Origin of the sequence: Bacillus sp. L_1B0_5, from assembly GCF_000836715.1 — a bacterium.
Taxonomy (GTDB): Bacteria; Bacillota; Bacilli; order Bacillales; family Bacillaceae_G; genus Bacillus_A; species Bacillus_A thuringiensis_S.
On sequence record NZ_JXIS01000045.1, the window covers coordinates 114,783 to 134,976 of the forward strand.

A 20,194-nucleotide genomic window follows, 5' to 3' on the forward strand; every position below is an offset into this window, starting at 1 on the left:
GGTGCGAATCACACCTACCTTTTCTATTTCATATCAATCTTATCTGGTTGAAACCAACTTGGTTTTAATAACTCAAAGTTTTTATGATCTTCCAATACAATATGAAGACGCTCTAACGTATCATCCAACATATGTGGTGCTGCTCTTAATGTCCAGACAACTGATGAGAAAACTGTCATGCCAACGTACACCGCATATAATTTCCAGAACTCTTCTGGTATTCTCCTATTAAAGTATCCTTCTATTTGTCCGATTGAATACGGAATACTAATGTCCCTTGCAAATAGTGCAATTTTCACGAAATCATGCAGTGGATCGCTCCAGTCATAACCATTAAAATCAACTACACCTACATAATTCCCATCCCGTACAATTATATTTTCTAAATGAAAATCATCGTGTTGAAATCGATTTGGGCGATCCTTTACATACATTTCATTTTCATCTATAAACTTAATAATTTTATTATCATTTTTTATTTTTATTCCGCATGTTTTGTATGCTTCTAAATATTTACTATGTTTTTTCATTGCTCTTTCATACCATGGAAGTATATCATTAGGCGCTTCATATGTATGCATTTTCGCTAAATCTTTTCCTGCCTCTATGCCAATATCATATTGTTCTTTTGGTGAATACGTAGGCAATAGCTTCTTCGCATCTTCCCCTTCTAAATATGAAAAAATACTATAGCATACACCTTCTTCTTCCAATATACCTATTTCAATTGGCCTTTGTGCCTGTACGTTACGTTTTACCATTTCATTTAAAATTTGAAACTCTATTTTCTTTCTTTCATACTCTTTTATATCTCCTGTCCGAAATAAATATTTTTCATTATTTGCATTCGTAATTACATATTTCTTATCTGGAGAGAAACCTTTAGAAATTTCTTCAATATTCGCTGCATCTTTTACAATTTGTATATTGTTTTGCCGTGCTGTAATTATCTTCATATCTATTCCCCTTACATTTCTGCATTTGGTGTATAGGCTACTTCTACAATAAATCCATTCGGATCGTAAAAATCAATCGTATAGTACCCTTCTGAATAATGATTCATTTCAATTGGACCACGTATTACCTTCACTTTCATACTAGAAAGAAAATCTGCTACTTCATCAACTACTTCTCTATGAATAGCTTGATAACAAATATGTCTAGGCCCTAACGTCCTTACGATTTCCTCATCTACTTCTTTAAAGTATATTTCACTTTCTCCCGTGCTATATGCTACTTCATTTAATTTTCTCCATCCAATTATTGAAAACAGCTTATTATAAAAAGAAATGGATTCCTCTATATTTGCTACCCAAAATTCAATATGATGAATACCTGCTCGAAGTGTATTCATATTAAGAATACGCTCCTTGTACTACTTGCACAATTTCCATCGGCTTATGAACCATATAATCGGGTGCGTCTTTTTTCACTGTTTCAATAACATCATATCCCCAAGATACCCAAATTACGTTTACCCCAGCCTTTTTACATGCTACTACGTCTCTCTGTTCATCACCGACATATAACATATCTTTCTCAGTTATTTTTTTCGATTTTAAAAATCTTTTTATCATCTTGTCTTTACCGAACAAATTTTTAGAACAATACACTTCTTGTATATTTTCTATATCATTCTTTTGTAAAAATGCTCGAATATGCTCTTCTGAGTTAGATGATATAACCGCAATACCGTATTCTTTTTTATGTAGTTCATCTAATACATCCTTCATTCCATGGAACAAAACGAGATCTTTTATAGCAGGCTGGTATAATTTATAAAACTCCAACGCTAATATCGGTAATTTATACAGTGGTACATCGAGTTGTTTACATCTCTCTGGCATCGTTAATTTACGTAAATGTTCAATTTCTTCTTCCTTTACTGCTTTATACCCATGTTTTTCAGCAAGTTGATTATAAATCGGTACAAATATATTTTGTGAATCTACTAATGTGCCATCAAAGTCAAAAACAATATATTTTTGCATCTCCATACTCCTTTTGCTTCTTTTTCTAAACCTATGTTATTCAACAACATAGTTGTCTGTCCCTTCTATAAAAATAAAAAAGAACAAGATTTTCTCTTGTTCTTTTTAAGAAAGCCATTTTGGCGGTACATTCGTATTCCAATAAATATTCCCTAACTCATGATGTCCAGAGTATCCATCATCAAAACGATGATAGTGGAAATTAAAATAATAACCATCTTGCGGTGGATGATCTCTTCTTACATGGAAACGCAATAAGTCATTTCCTGTTTTCGTATCGTAGACGTGAAAAATCTTTTCATTATTTCCACCAGCTGGTCTTTGAGAAATCGCTAATGATTGCAATGACTTCTCTGGTACATCATTGGCAAGTTCAGCAATTGCCTCTTCAATCTTTGGTAATATTACATCTTTAAATTCATCTTCAATTACTGGGCCAATTTTAGTACCAAACTTTTGCATCGACTGTTTTTCTGCTTCTTGCATCGCATAAGTAATAAAAGTATCGGTGGTTAACCTGTCATTCGTTTCTTCATATGTATAGGACGTACTCTCCAAATTTTGTTGCCCAGCTGTGCTCGTAGGCTTGTCCGCAGCTTTGGCATTATCAAGCAATATGGAAGGAGGCGTCACTAAACCAAATGTAAATACGGTAATTAATGCGACTAAGGTTTTTCTAAACCAATTTGGCATTTATGTTCCCTCCCCTTTCACTCATTATTTTTTTATATAACGGTGGTTTCTTCTATTATACAAAATGATTATAATTTTTGCACTTTACAATTTTGTTAACGTTCACATATTTTTCACTTGAATATGAAATTGTAAGATTTCATACAATATTAATACCACAATATTGAGGAGGCACTTGAATGACTTTAGATGTCATGTATTCCGCCGCAAGCATACTCGTTTTAGTATATTTTATTTATCAATGTATTACAGACTAGAAAAAGAGCCGTCAATGGCTCTTTTTTAATGGTAAAAATACAATCCATACAATTAATAAAATAAAAATAATGCCACCGATCACAGCTGGCAATAAATAAAACTGGAAAAGTATAACTATTACATATAAAAGTATTGCTGGTAGTAGTAAATAACGATCTGCCTTCCATCTTAACAAAAGTAATTTCCCTTCATCACAATATAAATGAAGAAACATCTTATTCGTAAATTCATTCCAATAATCACGTGCATAGCGAGAAATTGCAACTACAGCAAATACGAGAACAATAGCTGTAATCCACCTTGGAGTCATAATTATACTTGCAGTACTGATACATACAATTTGAATATAAAATATTCGTGCAGTACTTGTACGGAAAAATTCTTTCAAAAAAGATTCGACAATACGAGAATCAGCTTTTTTTCCTAATAGTCTTTTAGAGCGCGGAAACATCCACGGTTTTTTATTCGAACTACTCGGTTTAGCCGCATGACCACCAACTTGCATAATTCCGCTCGTCCAGCGCATGCTTTCCTCCTTTTCTTTCTCGATTTCTTTAAAAAAGAACTTTTTATAATTCATTTTCTCTTTTACTAATACACTACTTAAGAAAATTACTAAACCGATAAATAGAATTGAATAAAATGGATTTTTATAAATAAAAAATAAACTAATTCCCAAAAAGGACACGCTCATAGAAAATACTACATTTTTTATAATCCATAAAACCCATCGTTTCCCCACATGTACATGAATAAATCTCGTTAACAACGACAACATAAATCGAAATATAGTAAAGAATACCCAAAATAATAGGACTTGTATCTCTGTTACCTCGATACTTTTCATCAACACCGGTAACATAATAACGACCACTATTATATTCGTTATCGCTATTCGAATAAATGTGTACATCATGCCATACTGGACTAATTTTCGCATATGTGTTGCATACGAAATTAAAAATAAACTATCCGCTTGCTCAAAAAATGAACGAACTCCTCTCGGATATGTTACTAGATAAAATGCTAGTAATCCTAATCCGAAATAAATCGTCTCTTCCATTGATAATTCATTTATCCATAGTGACCTATAATAGATTCCCATAAATATAAGTATTGGAATAATAATATATAACGCGACTGTCCAATCTGTTACCGAACGTATAGACTTCCACTTCCGCCGGAGCTCATGGCGTAATCTTTTATAAAATTGTTGTTTAATCATGTTGTTCACGCCTTACAATTATATCAAAGCAGTCTAGTAATGAGCTACCAGGCATTTCCGCTAACATTTGAATAGATTCTAAATGTCCATCTGCGACTAATGTACCTTGTGAAATGAGTAAAAATCTTTCACAAATTTTTTCAGCCGTATCCAATACGTGCGTACAAAGTAAAATTCCTGCCCCACGCTCTTTTTCTTTATATAAATAAGTTAAAAACTCTTTCGTAGCTACTGGATCTAAACCGATAAAGGGTTCATCAATAATATAAAAATCTGGCTCAGTTAAAAACGCCAATATTAGCATCGATTTTTGTTTCATACCTTTTGAAAACTTTGATAAATACTCATGTTTATGCTTATCCATTCGAAAAGTATGTAATAATTGTTCCGCTCTTTCTTCCCAGTTTCCCATTTCACTTCCACGAGCAGCCATTAATAATTCAATATGTTCCCAGAGCGTCAAGTAATCATAGTATGTTGGATGTTCTGGCACATATGCATACGGATTTTTCTTTTCACCGAATGATATTTCACCGTCCATATTTACAAGTAATCCGAGCATCGTTTTTATCGTCGTACTCTTCCCAGCACCATTTGCTCCAATAAGAGCAACTAGTTCACCTTTTTCGATAGAAAAAGCTATATCATGAATTGTTTCTTCGCCTATTTCATATCCAGCTGAGCGGATATTTACTTCTAACATGTCTTTCCCCTCTTTCCATTTCCAATACAATCAAGGAAAAGAATAACATATAACTATCTATATATCATTATAAAATATTTATTTTCATAGCAGGAAAAAACATTTTTTAACAGAATATTAAATGTTTGATTACATTTTATTGGAGTGGATAATATGTCTTTTCAAATTCGTGAAGCAACGATAGATGATATAGACGCACTTTGTTCTTTAACGAAAGAATTAAAAGGTTCCTCTATTTCCTATGAAGATATGAACAATCGATTACAATTCGTACAAATGAGTCCGTTTGATTTTTTATATGTTTACGAAGAAGAAGAAGCTATATTTGGATTACTTGGATTTCGTATACGTGAAAATTTAGAAGATGTAACACGTTATGGAGAGATTTCAATTATTAGCGTCGATTCTAACATACGACGGAAAGGCATTGGACAAGTGTTGATGGATTATGCAGAGCAATTAGCAAAGAAACATAATTGCATTGGCACATGGCTAGTTAGTGGAACAAAAAGAGTAGAAGCTCATCCTTTTTACAAAAAATTAGGTTATGAAGTAAATGGCTACCGATTTGTAAAACATTTCTAAACTACTTATAATTGAAGGGACTATAACTATGACAAACATTAAAGCAATTTTCATTGATCGTGACGGTACAATTGGTGGTGACACTACAATACATTATCCGGGATCTTTTGCATTATTTCCATTCACAAAAACATCCTTGCAAAAACTAAAAGCTAAAAATATAAAAATTTTCTCTTTCACAAATCAACCTGGTATCGCAGATGGAATAGCAACTGTAGCCGATTTTGTACAAGAATTAGAAGGCTTCGGTTTTGATGATATTTATGTATGTCCTCATAAACACGGTGATGGTTGTGAATGTCGTAAACCAAGTACAGGCATGCTGCTTAAAGCAGCAAAAAAACATGGGCTTGATTTAACACAATGTGCTGTAGTTGGTGATCGCTGGACTGATATTGTTGCAGGAGAAAAAGTAAATGCGACTACGATTCTAGTCCGAACAGGAGCTGGGTATGATGCTTTGCATACGTACCGAGACAAATGGGCACATATTGAACCAAACTACATTGCAGATAACTTTGAAGATGCAACAAACTGGGTTTTAAATCAACTATAATACAAATGAAGATTTTGATGCACTCAAAATAATTTAAATCATAGTTAAAATATCCTTTTTGGCAAATAATTTTCTTCCACAAAACGGATTACCTCAAAAGGTAGCAAGTTCCCTTTTGATACGCAAACATTGCAATTCAAATTATATTTTTTATTACTAACAGCAATTAACATAAAGAAGGAATAGCTTAGTGGCTATCCCTTCTTTATTGACTTCTATTATTTACATTTGTTATCTTTTTTTATTGAGTATTCTCATCGTTTTTATACTCCAAAATATCCCCTGGCTGACACTCCAAAGCTTTACATATCGCTTCCAATGTTGAAAAACGAACCGCTTTTGCTTTCCCATTTTTCAAAATAGAAAGATTCGCCATCGTAATTCCAACCTTCTCCGAAAGTTCCGTTACACTCATCTTTCGTTTTGCTAACATGACGTCAATATTAATAATAATTGTCATATCCGCCACCTCAGACCGTCAAATCATTTTCTGATTTTATGTTAATTGCTTCTTGTAGAAGGCGTTGAAGAATAGCAGCAAAAACAGCGATAACGAGCGAAGCAAAAACGATAATAAGTCCCACTAACCCAATAGGAGGGTCCATTTTTTTCGCTATAAAATGAAAAAGTGGCATACCCAATACATACAAGCCACTGATTGTAACTGCACAGCGCTTTATATTCTTTAACGCCTTTACAGATAATTCCGAGAACGCTGTGTTCTCGTCAATATACTGTAAAAGATTGAAAGCCTGATAAAGAGCAACGTAAAAAGGCACAGCTGCTCCATACATCACAATGAAAACAAGATATTTTATCAGAGTAATATTAGGATACAAATTCGCTGCGAAATTCGCCATTTCCGGCACTAAAAATATGCATAAAGCAAGTACTGCAATTCCAACAAGAAAAATAATTACTTTTAAGAACGTTGTTGAACTTCGTTTAAGATTCATTTACAATACCTCATTTATTTAATGATAACATAATTTTATCACATTTTTTATTGTTTAACGATAAATAAATATCGTTTTCATTTGTTTAATTTAGGAAAAAATAAAAAAGAATTTCTCATTACAAAGAAATTCTTTTTCTTGAAAATGTCTCTTTCAACTTAATTTTTTAAAACGTTAATTCGTAATGGAAATAACGATTATCTCTCAAATAACCATTTTCAGCATATAATCGTTGTGCTGATAAATTATCAATCTCTGTTTGCAATTTTACACCTTTTGCTCCATTCTCTAATGCGTATTCTTTAGCAGCTTCTAATAATTTTTTACCTGTTCCGGCTCCACGCTTCGCCGCTTGTACAAATAAATCATTTAAAATCCATAATTCTTTCATTGAAATGGAAGAAAATGATGGATATAGTTGTGTGAACCCAATATATTCGCCGTCTTCAACTGCTACGAAAATAACGGACTCTTTTTTCTCAATTCGATTTCGTAAAAATACTTTTGCACCTTCTAAATCAGAATCCTGCCTATAAAACATGCGATAGTTATTAAAAACTGATGCTAGTCCATCTAAATCTGCAATTGTTGCCTCATATATTCTCATTTTACTCCATTCCCCTTCCAATACTGTCTCATTATATCCGTTGCCCATTTAGGCTGGTGTATTTCTTCTTTCGGCATAAACTCTTTCATTATTGGTTTTATATCCAATATAGGAGTACCATTAATAGCATCTAATCCCTCAACAATAATTGATTTACCTTCTCTTTTGATCACCTTTACAATTGTTACACCTATGCGATTCGGGCGATTTTTTCCGCGCTGTGCAAAAATACCTACTTCAGGATAATCTTTATTATTTCTAGGATGTCTAGCAAAATACTGAATTTGCTCGTCAATTACTTTATGAAAATAAAAAACAACTTCAATATGGGAAAAATCTTCAATCCCTTGTATACTTTCTTCTGCATACATTTCAGTTAAAGTTATACGGGATCTTACTTCTCCCCACTCATCATCTTTTATTTCCTTTCTTTCATTATGTACAAATGCGATTGGTTGAACTGAAAACATACGCATTCCCCCTTAAATGTAACCACTTACATTATAAAATATTTTCTGAATGTTTTCCAGATATATGAATTAAGTTTACATAATATAATTATAATCTATTTATCTAAAGCTACCTTGACTGCTTCAATTGCATGTATATGGGTCGTATCAAATATCGGGACTGATACGTTTTCTTGTTTTATTAATAAACCTATTTCCGTACAACCTAATATAATTCCTTGTGCTCCTTCTTGTACTAATTCTTCTATAACCCTTTTATAATACTCTCTAGATTGAAATACTATTTTTCCTAAACATAATTCTGTATATATTACTTCGTTTACTTTTTCTCTATTTGTTCCTGATGGTACTATTACTTTTATATCATGCTCTTCAATACGTGACTTATAGAAATCTTGCTCCATTGTATATTTAGTTCCAAGCAGACCAACCTTTTGAATGTCTTTTCTTTTAATTACTTTTGCAGTTGCATCGGCAATATGTAAGACTGGAATATCAATTTTCTCCTTTATTTTTCCAACTACCTTATGCATTGTATTTGTACAAATGATTATAAAGTCTGCTCCTCCCTTCTGTAATGAATACGCCGCATTCGCTAAAACTTCACCTGCTCCATTCCAATCTCCTCTAGACTGGAATCTTTCAATCTCTTCAAAGTCCACACTATTAATCAAACATTTTGCTGAATGTAGCCCTCCTAATCTCTCTTTTATTTCTTCATTAATAATTCGATAATATTCAGAAGTTGATTCCCAACTCATACCACCTATAAGACCTATCGTTTTCATACAAACACCTACCTAAACTATTTTTATGAAACTAATAACAATATTTTATTATGTATATTATATATAATAAAACAAGACTTTAAGTTTGGAATATAAAGTCTTGTTTTAACGGAAATATGGAAATAATAAAGAATAATTCTACTTTCATTTCCAAGGAAATTTTTATAGAATATTCTGAAATTAATAATCTGATGTTTTTATAAATTCTTTATACTTATAATTAAAACACTCTCGATACAGCTCTTTGATTTCATCATATGATGGAACACGTGGGTTATTAGCTGGGCTACCACTTTCAATTGCATCTGATGCCATTTTAGAAATAGCATTTTCAAATTCAATTTCATCGATTCCGTATTCTTTTAAATTTGGAATACGAAGATCAAAGCAAAGTTTTTTTATTTCACCAAGCGTGTAGTCTGCTACTTCCTCATCAGAATTCGAATACAAATCCTTATTTAAACTACGTCCAATTTTTGCTAACCTTTTCATTGCACTTGTTTTTGTAAACTCTAACACTGTAGGTAATAGTATGGCATTTGATATACCATGCGGTACATGAAATAATGCTCCCACTGGCCTTGACATTCCATGAACTAATGTAACTGATGCATTAGAAAATGCAATTCCAGCTTGTAAGGAAGCAATCATCATCGCTTCTCTTGCCTCCATATTACGTCCATCTTCATATGCTATACGTAAATATTTCATAATACTTTCAATAGCTGAAAGAGCAAGTACATCTGTAAGTGGTTGTGAAACTTTAGAAATATACGCTTCAATCGCATGACATAATGCATCTATTCCTGTTGCTGCCGTAATTTGTGGTGGTAATGAACTTGTCAAAACTGGATCTATAATTGCTACTTTCGGTATAAAACTAGGATGCTTCATCATCATTTTTACATCTGTTTTTTTATTCGTAATTACTGCTACACTTGTAACTTCCGATCCAGTACCAGAAGTTGTTGGAATTGCAATAAGTGGTAGTGGATTGTTTTCTATATCAATATCCTTTTGGACATAATCCTCAACTTCTCCACCATTTGTATATAAAACCGCTACTGCTTTCGCAGCATCAATACAACTTCCACCACCAATACCGATAATAAAATCACACTTTTCCTCTTTACAAAGAGATAACGCTTCTAACACGTGTATATTTGTAGGCTCAGCATCTACTTTATTATATGTACTAACAGTAATACTTTTCTTATTTAGTTGTTGTATACACTTTTCAACATATCCTAATTTCTCCATAATTGTATCAGTAACTATAAAAGCTCTTTTCCCTAACTTTTTTGATTGTTCCCCCAGTTTTTCAAGCGAATTCCTTCCATATAATACCGACTTTGGCATACGAAACTCAGAAACTTCTTGCAAGTACTCCACCCCTTCTTATCCTAATTAATATTTTATGATATAAATTATCGATTTGATGAATCTTTACGATTCGAATGTTTAATAGAGTCCTGTTAAAGTATAGAACGCGATAACTAAAAATACAGCAACCGTTTTCAAAATTGTGATAGCAAATATATCTTTATAGGACTGTTTATGTGTTAATCCTGTTACTGTAAGAATAGTAATAATAGCCCCGTTATGCGGTAGTGTATCCATTCCTCCTGATGCCATTGATACGATACGGTGCATAACTTCTAATGGAATATCAAATTGATTGGCCGCTGCAATAAATTTATCTCCCATTGCGCTTAAAACTATTCCCATACCTCCTGATGCAGAGCCTGTAATTCCAGCTAAAATATTCGTCGTTACTGCACCATTCACTAACGGATTTGTGAAAGTAGCAGAGATACCATCTCTCATAATTGCGAAGCCTGGAAGTGCTGCAATGACACCACCGAATCCAAACTCAGCTCCTGTATTCATCGTTGCAAGTAGCGCTCCACCAATACTTGTATTCAATCCAGCTTGGAAACCTGTTACTACTCGCTTCCAATATAATAATAACGTTGTTAAGATCCCTATAATAAGTGCCAATTCTACAGACCAAATTCCTACTACTGCACTTAATTCTACTTTTCCAAATGCTTTCATACCAATTGCAGAAAAATCAAAACCGCTTGGATACCACTTCGGTATCATAATAGTAAACACTTTATTCATTACACCTACTAAAATAAGTGGTATAAATGCAATAAGTTGTTGTGCTCTTGTGATTTCAATGTTATTAATTAATGGCATATTTTTTTGTTCTAATTGCAAAGATGCTGCCATTTCAGTATTTCCGTCATTAAAACCAAAATATCCTTCACCTGCCGCTTTTGCCTTCTTACGTCTACTCTCTAAATATAGTAAACCTAATGCAAGAACAAAAATTGCTCCTACAATCCCAAGTATCGGTGCAGCATAAATATCCGTTTTAAAAAATGTTGTAGGTATTACATTTTGAATTTGTGGTGATCCAGGTAGTGCATCCATTGTAAACGTTACCGCTCCAAGAACAATCGTTCCAGGGATTAAACGTTTTGGAATATTAGCTTGTCGAAACAACTTAGCTGCGAACGGATAAACAGCAAACACTACTACATACACACTAACACCACTATACGTTAAAATAGCACCCATTAATACAATCGCTAATATAGTACGTTTTTCACCAACTAACTCAATAATCGTTTTTGCAATAGAATCCGCAATTCCTGACATCTCTACTACTTTTCCAAATATTGCTCCTAATAAAAACACAGGAAAATATAACTTTATAAATCCAACCATTTTCTCCATAAAGATATTAGAAAAGAAAGGTAATACATAACTAGGTTCTGTCAAAAATACTGCAAATAATGCAAATATCGGTGCGAATAAAATAACAGAAAAACCTCTGTATGCTACGAACATAAGTAAACTTAGTGCTAATAATATAATAACTAACTCCAATTTTACCCCTCCATTAAACAGAATATTCTAAAATTTATTGATAAATTTCTACTAATCTTTTAATTCTGACACCCCTCCTCTTATTCATACAATTTTTTCATGCTAAAAATGTCTAATTATAAATATTCGATTACATATGAAAAATCCCTTTAAACAGAAACGAATTCCTCATCATAACGTTATAAAGGGATTGCTAGCATCTATATTTACTAATTTATTAAACTTTTTTCTACACAAAAATGATACAGTTCTTCAACATCTTTCACTATGTAAGTCGCACTAACTTCAGTCAGTTCTTTCTCACAGCCATAGCCATATAAAACACCAATTGAAGCAATTCCATTCTGATTCGCACCTATTATATCGTGCTTTCTATCACCAATCATTATCATTTCTTCTTTATTTAGTTCTTCATTTGTCTGTAAAATATGAGCAATTATTTCTTCTTTTTTTATTCTCGTACCATCTAAATTACTTCCAATGATATCTTCGAAATAATTCGTCAATTGAAAATGCTCTATAACTTGTTTCGCAAATACAGTGGGCTTTGAAGTTGCTACAAATATGCGATCCCCTGAACTTTTTAATTGTTGCAAGAGCTTCAGAATCCCCTCATATACATTATTCTCAAACAATCCACGCTGCTTTAAATACTCACGGAAATAAAAAACAGCACGTTCAAGCTCCCCTTCACTCATATTATATCTCTCTATGAATGATTGCTGAATAGGAGGACCTATAAATGAATCTAACTCACTTATATGTACTTCTTCAATTCCTACTTTTTTTAATGCATATAAAACCGAGTTTACAATCCCTTCTTTCGGATCCGTTAAAGTTCCATCTAAATCAAATAGAAATGTTTTATACATGTTTCATTCCTCCACTTAATTTGCTGTATAAATAAGTGCTAACATCTCTTCTACTTCTACCTATTATACTATCATTATCTATTTTTTCGAAAAATCAATTTCCATATGTCACATACTTTCAGTTACAAAATACGATAGATATGATACAGTAAAAAAGTTACAATTATTTTAATAGAAACTGGTGAAACAAATGTCAATTACGATAATTTTTATAATGGCTTTCACAATTGTGATCCACGCAGTTGAAACAAGCTCTTATAGTATTCGATTAGCCGGGGTTCGTTTAAAGAAGATTGCTGTCGCATTATCCGTCGTAGGAATCGTATTACTCATTTCAAGAACATCAAACTTACTACAAGCCTTTTTACTTGGCGGGATTGTTGACGAAGCAAAACAAGATCCTTCTATTGATTTAGAGCATATTATACGTCTTGTACTATTATCTGCTTCTATCGGTACATTGCTTGCGATTATACTGTATCCAACTTTGACAAAACTATTTGGATATGTCATTCAAAACTTTGAAACAGACGGTTCTTTCATTCGAATGATGAAAACGAATAACATTCAAAAATTAAAGTACACAAAAAAATATGTCCGCTTTCCAAAGTTAGAAATGATTCATAGATTGCGTATCGGCGGTATTCCAAAGCGTATAATGCTTATTAACATGTTCGCTACTGCAATTTATACAGCGGGGGTTCTTTCCGCACTATATGCTTCTTTTTTAATTCCAGCTTTCGCAACAAAAGCCACTACAGCTTCTGGTCTTATTAATGGTTTTGCTACTATTTTATTAACAGTGCTACTAGATCCACGTATTGCTCTTTTAACAGAGCGAGCTCTTCAATCAGAAGAAGGTGCTGAAGCAATGAGTAAAATGTATGCTTGGCTAATGATTTCTAGACTTTTTGGTACATTACTAGCTCAACTGTTATTCATACCAGGTGCTTACTGGATCACATGGATTATAAAGCTTATGAATTAAATCCACACTCTAAAAAAAGCAGGTAAGATAACAAATGACTATACAAACAGAACAAGATATCATTCGCTTAATAGAAAACGACGAATGGATGATGACTGTATTACAAATGGCAAAATCACTAGAGCTACCTGATTGGTGGGTTTGTGCCGGCTTTGTTCGTTCTAAAATTTGGGATACTTTACACAACTACGAAATAAGAACAGATACGCCTGATGTAGATGTTATTTATTACGATTGTCTACATAAAGACGAAACATATGAAAAGTTATTAGAAACGAAACTAATGAATATGGATGCCACTATCCCTTGGTCAATAAAAAATCAAGCTCGTATGCATGTAATGAATAACATGCCGCCATATTCTTCTTCTGTTGATGCTATTTCTAAATTTCCTGAAACAGCAACGGCATTAGGAGTTACATTAGATGACCAAAACAATATTATATTAGCATCTCCATGCGGAATCGAAGATGTACTTTCACTACAAGTGAAACCAACAGCTCATTTTCTTGAAACAAAAGAACGTATACATATGTACAAAAATAGAGTTATAAAAAAGAATTGGCAAATTAAATGGCCTAACATAACAATCGCTTATCCAGAAATTTAAAAAGGGTGCTTCTCATTTATAGAAGCACCCTTTTCTTCATTTCAAAAAATGAATAATTGTTTCTGCGAATCTATCTGCTTCCTCATAGTGAGGTGAATGACCACTCTCTTCAAATACGATACACTTACCGTTTTGAGCATCTTTATTAATTGTTTCAATTTGTTTTTCACACGTTACTACATCATGTTTTCCTACAATTAATAACATTGAATTCTGTACTTCTTTTATTTTATATAATAATGATTTATGACATGCACCCTCTAATTTTAATCTATCAAAATGAATTTGAGAACGATTTGAAAATACTTCCCACTCTTCATCACTATATAAACTATAGTCTGTTTCATCTTCCTTATAATTGTAAATCTCCATTCTTTTTTCTTCTAATTCAGCGCTTAATCTTATATAAGCTTCTAACAACTCTTCTGAACTAGCATTGCTAGATGAATAAGCAAAGCACTCTTTTGCTACTTCTTCTTTTCCATGCTTTTTTAATAAATGCCCTGTCTTTTGCAACAAAGCTCTACTTGTTAATGCAAAGTCGAAAGTTGGCCCTTCAAATATTATTTTCTCTATTGAACTTGGATATATCGACGCATATAACAATGCTAAATAGCCACCGAAAGAATGTCCAATTGCAGACCACTTTTCAATTTGTAATGCTTTTCTTAGTTCCTCACAGTCTTCAATTAAATCATTTAATCCAAAAGCTTCATCCTCAGTAATTTCTTCTGAGCGACAAACACCTCTTTGATCTATCATAATTACATATAAAGAATCTTTTAAACGTTCCGCTTGGTGAAATGAAAAATCATAGCAACTCTCTCCTGGACCACCATGCAAGTATAAGACTGGCTTATTTTTAGGATTTCCATGCGTTTCAACGTATAGCTTTTTCCCTCTAATATTCATGTATTTCCCTACTTCTATCAAATTTGCCTTTATGATCATCACCCTCTCTTTTTACTGAATATTATAACATTTAATGTTAAATAATCCCTATTACATTTAAGAAGACGATAATTATTGCAAGTGGTGCTACAAATCGAAGTAAAAATGCCCAACAAGTAAATACTTTCTTTCCATAATTTCCACCTACAAAAAACTCTGCTTCTAGCACCTTCTTCTCCATTTTGAATGAAACGAAAATACTAATAAATAGTGCTCCAAGTGGCATTAATATATTACTAGATAAGAAGTCTACTGCATCAAAAATATTCTTTCCGAAAATCGTAATATCACTCCATACTCCAAATGATAACGCTGATGGGATACCCACTAAGAAAATGCCGAAACCGATCATCCATGATAATTTCGTTCTTTTTTCTTGTTCACCATTTGCTAATGCTGACACTACTGTCTCTAGTAGAGAAAATGCCGATGTTAATGTCGCAAATGTAAATAGTGCAAGAAATACTGTTAAGAACAACCCACCGAATGGAATTTGACTAAATACAGATGGTAATACGATAAATAGTAATCCAGGCCCTTCTGTCGGCTCCATTCCTAATGAAAATACGGCCGGAAAAATAGCAAGACCTGCAAATAATGAAACAAATAAATTCAATCCAACAATTGTTATTGCTGATTTTGGTAAACTTTCTTTTTTATTTAAATAGGAACTATACGTAACCATAATTGAAATCCCGATGCTAATCGCAAAGAATGATTGCCCCATTGCAAACAAAATACTTTCCGAAGTAATCTTTGAGAAATCTGGTTGTAAAAAAAACTTCACACCTTTCATTGCATCATCAAGTGTTAACGAACGAATAATAAGAGCGACAAATAAAACGAACAATGCTGGCAGCATATATTTACTTGCTTTTTCAATTCCGTTTTGTACACCTTTTGATACAACCCAAATCGTAATAAACATAAAAGCGAAATGCCCTATAATCGCCCAAGTGGGATTTCCAATTGTTTCAGTAAATAATGCTCCGTAATTTTGTCCCGGAGTAATCAGTTGTCCAGTTATTCCTCTGAATAAATAAATTAATACCCATCCACCTACAACACTATAAAACGAAAGTAGTATAAAACACGTTCCAACGCCAAGGCGTCCGATCCAGTGCCATCCTGTATTTGGTGCGATGCTTTTAAATGCTCCAACTGCTTGTTTCTGCGTACTGCGTCCAATCATAAATTCAGCTATAAGTAGCGGTAGTCCAATTAAAACAGTAAATAATATAAAGATTAAAAAGAACGCTCCTCCCCCACTCTTCCCAGCGATATAAGGAAACTTCCATATCGCACCAAGTCCAATTGCTGATCCGGCTGCTGCCATTATAAAACCTAATTTCGAAGTCCATTGCTCCGTCTGTTTCATCTCATTTTCCTCCTAATTAAATCTTTTTATATAAATAAATAAATTTTATAGACCTATCCAAATAAACCCTCCATTTCTTCTTCCATATAATAAAAAAATGGCCTAGCATCTCTATATAAAGAGACGCTAAGCCATTTACTTAACGCGGTACCACCCTTATTGATTCCATTATGAATCCACCTTAGTAGTAATCGTTTGATTACAAACCTAATATCGAAGGTTAACCGTTAAGATTTACTAAGAATGTGATTCCGTTCCACCTTACTGCTCCTAGGCGAGTTCAGGATGTCATTTGACTATGTCGCACCAACCCATAGCTCTCTGTACAAATACATGACCTTACTACTCCTATTCAACACATTTTAATATTTAGAATATATTTTCTTTTGAAATTAATATGAAGTATATCTGTTATATTTGTAACTGTCAAGGGGTATATTAATTTTTTTGTCGAAATGGTTCATATTGATAACTCACTTTCACTAAGCTTATTAGCAAAAGAAAGAGTCTATATTTTCACCTTTTCAAACGAACTATAAAAAAAGAATCTTCGCGATAGTCGCGAAGATTCTTTTTACGGTATAAGACGAGTACAATCTCTCGGAAAAGCACTCGCCTCTCGTACATTTGTTAATTCTAATAGTTTATATACAATCCTTTCTAACCCAATTCCGAAACCTCCATGCGGGGGACAACCGTATCGGAATGTATTTAAATAAGATTGAAATTTCTCTGGGTGTAATCCTTTTTCTTTAAACGAAGCGAGTAACATTTCATAATTATGAATTCGCTGTGCCCCTGACGTTATTTCTAACCCTTTATATAATAAGTCGAATGAATCAGTAATAGCTGGATTCTCTTTATTTTGCATCGTATACATCGGTCTCGCTTCTTTCGGATAATGTGTAATGAAAACAAATTCACTATTATATGTTTCCTTTACATATTTCCCTAGTAACTTTTCACCTTCTGTATCTAAATCCCCTACAGGAGATTCTTTACGATACTTACTTTTCAAAATTTCTTGTGCTTCTAACAATGTAATTTTAGGTATTTCAGTAATAACAGGTACTTCTATTTGTAATAGCTGTAGTTCTATTTCACATTTTTTCGCTACTTGTTGAAACATATATCGTAAAACATCAGTTTCTAGTTGCATCACTTCATAAAAATCATGAATAAAACCAAGTTCTACGTCTAACGATATATATTCATTCAAATGACGGGAAGAGTTATGATGTTCCGCTCTATATACAGGTGCAATTTCAAAAACTCGTTCTAACCCACCCGCTACCATCATTTGTTTGTAGAACTGTGGTGATTGTGCTAAATAAGCTTCTTTTTGGAAGTATGGAAGCTTAAAAACATTTGCTCCTCCTTCTGCCCCTTGCGAAACAATTTTCGGCGTAAATATACGTGTGAAATCGTTCTCTATAAGAAATTCACTAAAGCTCTGAACGAGTGTAGATTTCACTTTAAAAATCGATGCGGTTCGCTCATGTCTTAGTGAGAGTACCCGCTCATTCAATAGTTGATCTAATCCAACTTGTAACTTCTTTTTGTTTATTTCAAATGGAAGTGGTTCTGCACCGTTTATTACTTTCACTTCATGAGCAAGTACTTCAACACCCAATTCTGTTTTCGATGTCTCGACTATCTCACCGATTACATGGACAACACTTTCTACATCAACTTTATATCCGGCCAATTCATTTTCTAATACACATTGAATTACTCCTGTTCTGTCCCCTAATAATAAAAAACTAACATTTCCAAGGTGCCGAATTTTTTTTACCCATCCTTGAAGTAATACAACCTTTCCACTTTGCTTTGTACATTCTTTTGTGAGTGAACGCTTCATTATTGAATCCATTATTTTTCCCTCCAGTAATTTTATATTTATTTACGTTATTGTTGTCATCGTCATCATCCACGGTCACTCACCCCCTTTCAAAGAATACAAAAATCCGCCCCTATAAATAGGGACGGATTTTTTTCCGCGGTACCACCCAAATTGTCATACTGACCATCTTAGCCCTGATAACGGTAGGTACCGTTTGCTTTTACTAATAATCACGTTCAAAGCAACACTCACAGGTGTCTTTCCATCATGCGGTATCGCAACCTTCCCAGCAACCGGCTGCTCTCTGTAGACCTTTGCATCATGTACTTTTCCTGATCATCACTTTTTATATTTACAGAGTATTCTAACTCTTCTTTTTATAGAATGCAAGCCTTTTTAAAATATATTCTGATTTTTCACATCCACTTTTGTACAATCTCCTCTAAAGCCATGCCACGTGAACCTTTCAGTAAAACAACATCTTTTTTCGTTATAACTTTCAATACTTCCTCTGCTATTTTGGCTTTATTATCAAATGACTTTATTTTTCCTGTATGATAGTTCTTTCTTGCTTCTTCCGCTACAATTTCGGCTAACTCTCCATACGTAAATACATATTGAATGCTCTCCTCATTTAACATTTTACCAATTTCTCTATGATATGTTTCAGCTTTCTTGCCTAACTCCAACATATCCCCAATCACTATAATTTTTTTCTTATAGGCATTTAATTTCTGCAACGTTTCAATTGCAACCTTCATGGAGGAAGGACTGGCATTCCATGCATCGTTAATAATTGTAAAACCTGTTTTAGCGGTTAAAAACTGAAAGCGCATTTGTGTAATGTTTATTTGCTGCAATGCTTCTTGTATTTTTTCTATAGGGACTTTGTAAAATTGACCTACAGCGATTCCGACAATCGTATTAAAAATATTATGTTTTCCATGTAAGGGAACATCGTACTGTATTTTTGAATGATTTAATTTAAAATGAACACCATATTCATCTAATTGTACGTTCGTTGGAAACAAATCATTTGTATACTTTCCACCAAACGACTTACTTTCTATACCTAGCATATTAATATTTTGAGAAAGTAATGGCTCATCACCATTATATAAGAACAGTCCACCGTCATTTAATCCGTCTACAATTTCAAATTTAGCCTTCGCAATCTCTTCTCTTGATCCAAGCGTTTCTAAGTGTGACTGTCCAATCATTGTAATGATCGCTACATCTGGCTGTGCTATTTGTGCTAAGTTTCGAATTTGTCCCGTTTCGCTCATTCCCATTTCAAGTATTAAAAACTCTGTATCCTGTTTCATTTCTAAAATCGTTAGTGGTAAACCAATTTGACTATTTAAATTTCCCTTCGTTTTATGCACACGATAAGTTGTACTTAATATCGTGCTTATTATATCTTTTACCATTGTCTTTCCATTACTACCAGTAATTCCGATAACTTTCACATTACTTGTCTTTCGGTAATATCGCGCTATTTTTTGCAGTGCAAGTAATGTGTCATCTACAAAAATAATCGGTATTCCTTTTGGAGGATCACCGTAAGACTTTTTCCATAAAGAAGCAGCCGCACCTTTTTCCATCGCTTATTTTACATAATCGTGTCCATCTTTCACCCTAATAATCGGAACAAACAAATTCCCTTTCGTAATTTTTTTAGAGTCAATACAGACGCCTTGCATCTCTATATAATGAAATGATTCTTGTAATCCTTCACCATTTACTATCTCTTCCAATTTATTTAATTGTATTTGAATCAAATCGTCATCACTTTCCATTTTATTACATAAAAGTTGTA

Annotated in this window: 21 protein-coding genes, 1 pseudogene and 2 other annotated features; of the genes and pseudogenes, 4 read left to right on the forward strand and 18 right to left on the reverse strand. The window is 33.2% G+C overall.

Annotated elements, in window-relative coordinates; translation table 11 throughout:
* Positions 1 to 23: 23 nt before the first annotated feature.
* From RT27_RS15110 to RT27_RS15135, 6 genes are all read right to left on the reverse strand, one after another.
* Positions 24 to 956 carry a phosphotransferase gene (locus RT27_RS15110; protein ID WP_043936551.1) on the reverse strand — a complete coding sequence of 311 codons (933 nt, stop codon included), beginning with the start codon at positions 954 to 956 and terminating at the stop codon, positions 24 to 26.
* A gap of 11 nt (positions 957 to 967) precedes the next feature.
* Positions 968 to 1,354, reverse strand: coding sequence for a VOC family protein (locus RT27_RS15115; protein WP_043936552.1), 387 nt, complete (start codon positions 1,352 to 1,354; stop codon positions 968 to 970).
* A gap of 1 nt (position 1,355) precedes the next feature.
* Positions 1,356 to 1,991 (reverse strand): HAD family hydrolase, encoded by a 636-nt coding sequence (locus RT27_RS15120; RefSeq protein WP_016081793.1) that lies wholly within the window; start codon positions 1,989 to 1,991, stop codon positions 1,356 to 1,358.
* Positions 1,992 to 2,096: 105 nt separating this feature from the next.
* A complete protein-coding gene (locus RT27_RS15125) occupies positions 2,097 to 2,684 on the reverse strand; it encodes a YpjP family protein (protein ID WP_016081794.1) in 588 nt (195 codons plus the stop codon).
* Between the two features lie 268 nt (positions 2,685 to 2,952).
* Complete coding sequence (locus RT27_RS15130) at positions 2,953 to 4,167, reverse strand: ABC transporter permease (RefSeq protein WP_029442205.1); 1,215 nt, start codon at positions 4,165 to 4,167, stop codon at positions 2,953 to 2,955.
* On the reverse strand, positions 4,160 to 4,870 hold the full coding sequence (locus tag RT27_RS15135; protein ID WP_000895232.1) for an ABC transporter ATP-binding protein: 711 nt from the start codon (positions 4,868 to 4,870) through the stop codon (positions 4,160 to 4,162). The genes RT27_RS15130 and RT27_RS15135 overlap by 8 nt, the downstream gene beginning before the upstream one ends.
* A gap of 153 nt (positions 4,871 to 5,023) precedes the next feature.
* Between RT27_RS15135 and RT27_RS15140 the strand changes: the two genes are divergently transcribed.
* Complete coding sequence (locus RT27_RS15140; RefSeq protein WP_000009776.1) at positions 5,024 to 5,455, forward strand: GNAT family N-acetyltransferase; 432 nt, start codon at positions 5,024 to 5,026, stop codon at positions 5,453 to 5,455.
* A 28-nt stretch (positions 5,456 to 5,483) separates the two neighbouring features.
* The gene (locus RT27_RS15145) at positions 5,484 to 6,011 is read left to right on the forward strand and encodes an HAD-IIIA family hydrolase (RefSeq protein ID WP_043936553.1); all 528 of its coding nucleotides are present in this window, start codon (positions 5,484 to 5,486) and stop codon (positions 6,009 to 6,011) included.
* Between the two features lie 241 nt (positions 6,012 to 6,252).
* Here the strand turns inward: RT27_RS15145 and RT27_RS15150 are convergent, their stop codons facing one another.
* The 8 genes from RT27_RS15150 to RT27_RS15185 form a co-directional block, all read right to left on the reverse strand.
* Positions 6,253 to 6,471 (reverse strand): helix-turn-helix transcriptional regulator, encoded by a 219-nt coding sequence (locus RT27_RS15150; protein ID WP_000152534.1) that lies wholly within the window; start codon positions 6,469 to 6,471, stop codon positions 6,253 to 6,255.
* 10 nt (positions 6,472 to 6,481) lie between these two features.
* Positions 6,482 to 6,967 (reverse strand): DUF2975 domain-containing protein, encoded by a 486-nt coding sequence (locus RT27_RS15155; protein ID WP_016081797.1) that lies wholly within the window; start codon positions 6,965 to 6,967, stop codon positions 6,482 to 6,484.
* A 166-nt stretch (positions 6,968 to 7,133) separates the two neighbouring features.
* Positions 7,134 to 7,574, reverse strand: coding sequence for a GNAT family N-acetyltransferase (locus RT27_RS15160; protein ID WP_001223866.1), 441 nt, complete (start codon positions 7,572 to 7,574; stop codon positions 7,134 to 7,136).
* Complete coding sequence (locus RT27_RS15165) at positions 7,571 to 8,044, reverse strand: SAM-dependent methyltransferase (RefSeq protein ID WP_043936554.1); 474 nt, start codon at positions 8,042 to 8,044, stop codon at positions 7,571 to 7,573. Before RT27_RS15165 ends, RT27_RS15160 begins: the two co-directional genes overlap by 4 nt.
* 95 nt (positions 8,045 to 8,139) lie before the next feature.
* Positions 8,140 to 8,832: an aspartate/glutamate racemase family protein gene (locus RT27_RS15170; protein ID WP_043936555.1), complete on the reverse strand. Its 693-nt coding sequence runs from the start codon at positions 8,830 to 8,832 to the stop codon at positions 8,140 to 8,142.
* 180 nt (positions 8,833 to 9,012) lie between these two features.
* Positions 9,013 to 10,215: an iron-containing alcohol dehydrogenase gene (locus RT27_RS15175; protein WP_029442201.1), complete on the reverse strand. Its 1,203-nt coding sequence runs from the start codon at positions 10,213 to 10,215 to the stop codon at positions 9,013 to 9,015.
* Positions 10,216 to 10,293: 78 nt separating this feature from the next.
* Positions 10,294 to 11,733: a GntP family permease gene (locus RT27_RS15180; RefSeq protein ID WP_043936556.1), complete on the reverse strand. Its 1,440-nt coding sequence runs from the start codon at positions 11,731 to 11,733 to the stop codon at positions 10,294 to 10,296.
* Positions 11,734 to 11,942: 209 nt separating this feature from the next.
* Complete coding sequence (locus RT27_RS15185; protein WP_043936557.1) at positions 11,943 to 12,605, reverse strand: HAD family hydrolase; 663 nt, start codon at positions 12,603 to 12,605, stop codon at positions 11,943 to 11,945.
* A 190-nt stretch (positions 12,606 to 12,795) separates the two neighbouring features.
* Here RT27_RS15185 and RT27_RS15190 point away from each other — a divergent pair, with 190 nt between their 5' ends.
* Positions 12,796 to 13,593, forward strand: a complete 798-nt coding sequence (locus RT27_RS15190) for a lipid II flippase Amj family protein (protein ID WP_043936558.1) — start codon at positions 12,796 to 12,798, stop codon at positions 13,591 to 13,593.
* A 34-nt stretch (positions 13,594 to 13,627) separates the two neighbouring features.
* Positions 13,628 to 14,203 (forward strand): nucleotidyltransferase family protein, encoded by a 576-nt coding sequence (locus RT27_RS15195; RefSeq protein WP_016081803.1) that lies wholly within the window; start codon positions 13,628 to 13,630, stop codon positions 14,201 to 14,203.
* Between the two features lie 36 nt (positions 14,204 to 14,239).
* Here RT27_RS15195 and RT27_RS15200 read toward each other — a convergent pair whose 3' ends face one another.
* The 4 genes and pseudogenes from RT27_RS15200 to murF form a co-directional block, all read right to left on the reverse strand.
* Positions 14,240 to 15,115, reverse strand: coding sequence for an alpha/beta hydrolase (locus RT27_RS15200; protein WP_029442199.1), 876 nt, complete (start codon positions 15,113 to 15,115; stop codon positions 14,240 to 14,242).
* Between the two features lie 76 nt (positions 15,116 to 15,191).
* On the reverse strand, positions 15,192 to 16,532 hold the full coding sequence (locus tag RT27_RS15205) for a sodium-dependent transporter (RefSeq protein ID WP_016081805.1): 1,341 nt from the start codon (positions 16,530 to 16,532) through the stop codon (positions 15,192 to 15,194).
* Positions 16,533 to 16,648: 116 nt separating this feature from the next.
* Positions 16,649 to 16,897: a binding site (T-box leader), on the reverse strand.
* Positions 16,898 to 17,106: 209 nt separating this feature from the next.
* A complete protein-coding gene (gene aspS, locus RT27_RS15210) occupies positions 17,107 to 18,405 on the reverse strand; it encodes an aspartate--tRNA(Asn) ligase (RefSeq protein ID WP_043936559.1) in 1,299 nt (432 codons plus the stop codon).
* A 105-nt stretch (positions 18,406 to 18,510) separates the two neighbouring features.
* Positions 18,511 to 18,724 (reverse strand) — a binding site (T-box leader).
* 67 nt (positions 18,725 to 18,791) lie between these two features.
* A pseudogene (gene murF, locus RT27_RS15215) lies at positions 18,792 to 20,174 on the reverse strand (UDP-N-acetylmuramoyl-tripeptide--D-alanyl-D-alanine ligase).
* Between the last annotated feature and the right edge of the window lie 20 nt (positions 20,175 to 20,194).

What these genes read in the sequence shown, in the direction of transcription:
- RT27_RS15115 (WP_043936552.1), bottom strand. Translation starts at nt 1,354, where the DNA reads ATGAATACACTTCGAGCAGGTATTCATCATATTGAATTTTGGGTAGCA.
- RT27_RS15150 (WP_000152534.1), bottom strand. Translation starts at nt 6,471, where the DNA reads ATGACAATTATTATTAATATTGACGTCATGTTAGCAAAACGAAAGATG.
- RT27_RS15125 (WP_016081794.1), bottom strand. Translation starts at nt 2,684, where the DNA reads ATGCCAAATTGGTTTAGAAAAACCTTAGTCGCATTAATTACCGTATTT.
- RT27_RS15200 (WP_029442199.1), bottom strand. Translation starts at nt 15,115, where the DNA reads ATGAATATTAGAGGGAAAAAGCTATACGTTGAAACGCATGGAAATCCT.
- RT27_RS15185 (WP_043936557.1), bottom strand. Translation starts at nt 12,605, where the DNA reads ATGTATAAAACATTTCTATTTGATTTAGATGGAACTTTAACGGATCCG.
- RT27_RS15140 (WP_000009776.1), top strand. Translation starts at nt 5,024, where the DNA reads ATGTCTTTTCAAATTCGTGAAGCAACGATAGATGATATAGACGCACTT.
- RT27_RS15170 (WP_043936555.1), bottom strand. Translation starts at nt 8,832, where the DNA reads ATGAAAACGATAGGTCTTATAGGTGGTATGAGTTGGGAATCAACTTCT.
- RT27_RS15135 (WP_000895232.1), bottom strand. Translation starts at nt 4,870, where the DNA reads ATGTTAGAAGTAAATATCCGCTCAGCTGGATATGAAATAGGCGAAGAA.
- RT27_RS15190 (WP_043936558.1), top strand. Translation starts at nt 12,796, where the DNA reads ATGTCAATTACGATAATTTTTATAATGGCTTTCACAATTGTGATCCAC.
- RT27_RS15155 (WP_016081797.1), bottom strand. Translation starts at nt 6,967, where the DNA reads ATGAATCTTAAACGAAGTTCAACAACGTTCTTAAAAGTAATTATTTTT.
- RT27_RS15145 (WP_043936553.1), top strand. Translation starts at nt 5,484, where the DNA reads ATGACAAACATTAAAGCAATTTTCATTGATCGTGACGGTACAATTGGT.
- RT27_RS15160 (WP_001223866.1), bottom strand. Translation starts at nt 7,574, where the DNA reads ATGAGAATATATGAGGCAACAATTGCAGATTTAGATGGACTAGCATCA.
- RT27_RS15165 (WP_043936554.1), bottom strand. Translation starts at nt 8,044, where the DNA reads ATGTTTTCAGTTCAACCAATCGCATTTGTACATAATGAAAGAAAGGAA.
- RT27_RS15205 (WP_016081805.1), bottom strand. Translation starts at nt 16,532, where the DNA reads ATGAAACAGACGGAGCAATGGACTTCGAAATTAGGTTTTATAATGGCA.
- RT27_RS15195 (WP_016081803.1), top strand. Translation starts at nt 13,628, where the DNA reads ATGACTATACAAACAGAACAAGATATCATTCGCTTAATAGAAAACGAC.
- RT27_RS15110 (WP_043936551.1), bottom strand. Translation starts at nt 956, where the DNA reads ATGAAGATAATTACAGCACGGCAAAACAATATACAAATTGTAAAAGAT.
- aspS (WP_043936559.1), bottom strand. Translation starts at nt 18,405, where the DNA reads ATGGATTCAATAATGAAGCGTTCACTCACAAAAGAATGTACAAAGCAA.
- RT27_RS15120 (WP_016081793.1), bottom strand. Translation starts at nt 1,991, where the DNA reads ATGCAAAAATATATTGTTTTTGACTTTGATGGCACATTAGTAGATTCA.
- RT27_RS15130 (WP_029442205.1), bottom strand. Translation starts at nt 4,167, where the DNA reads ATGATTAAACAACAATTTTATAAAAGATTACGCCATGAGCTCCGGCGG.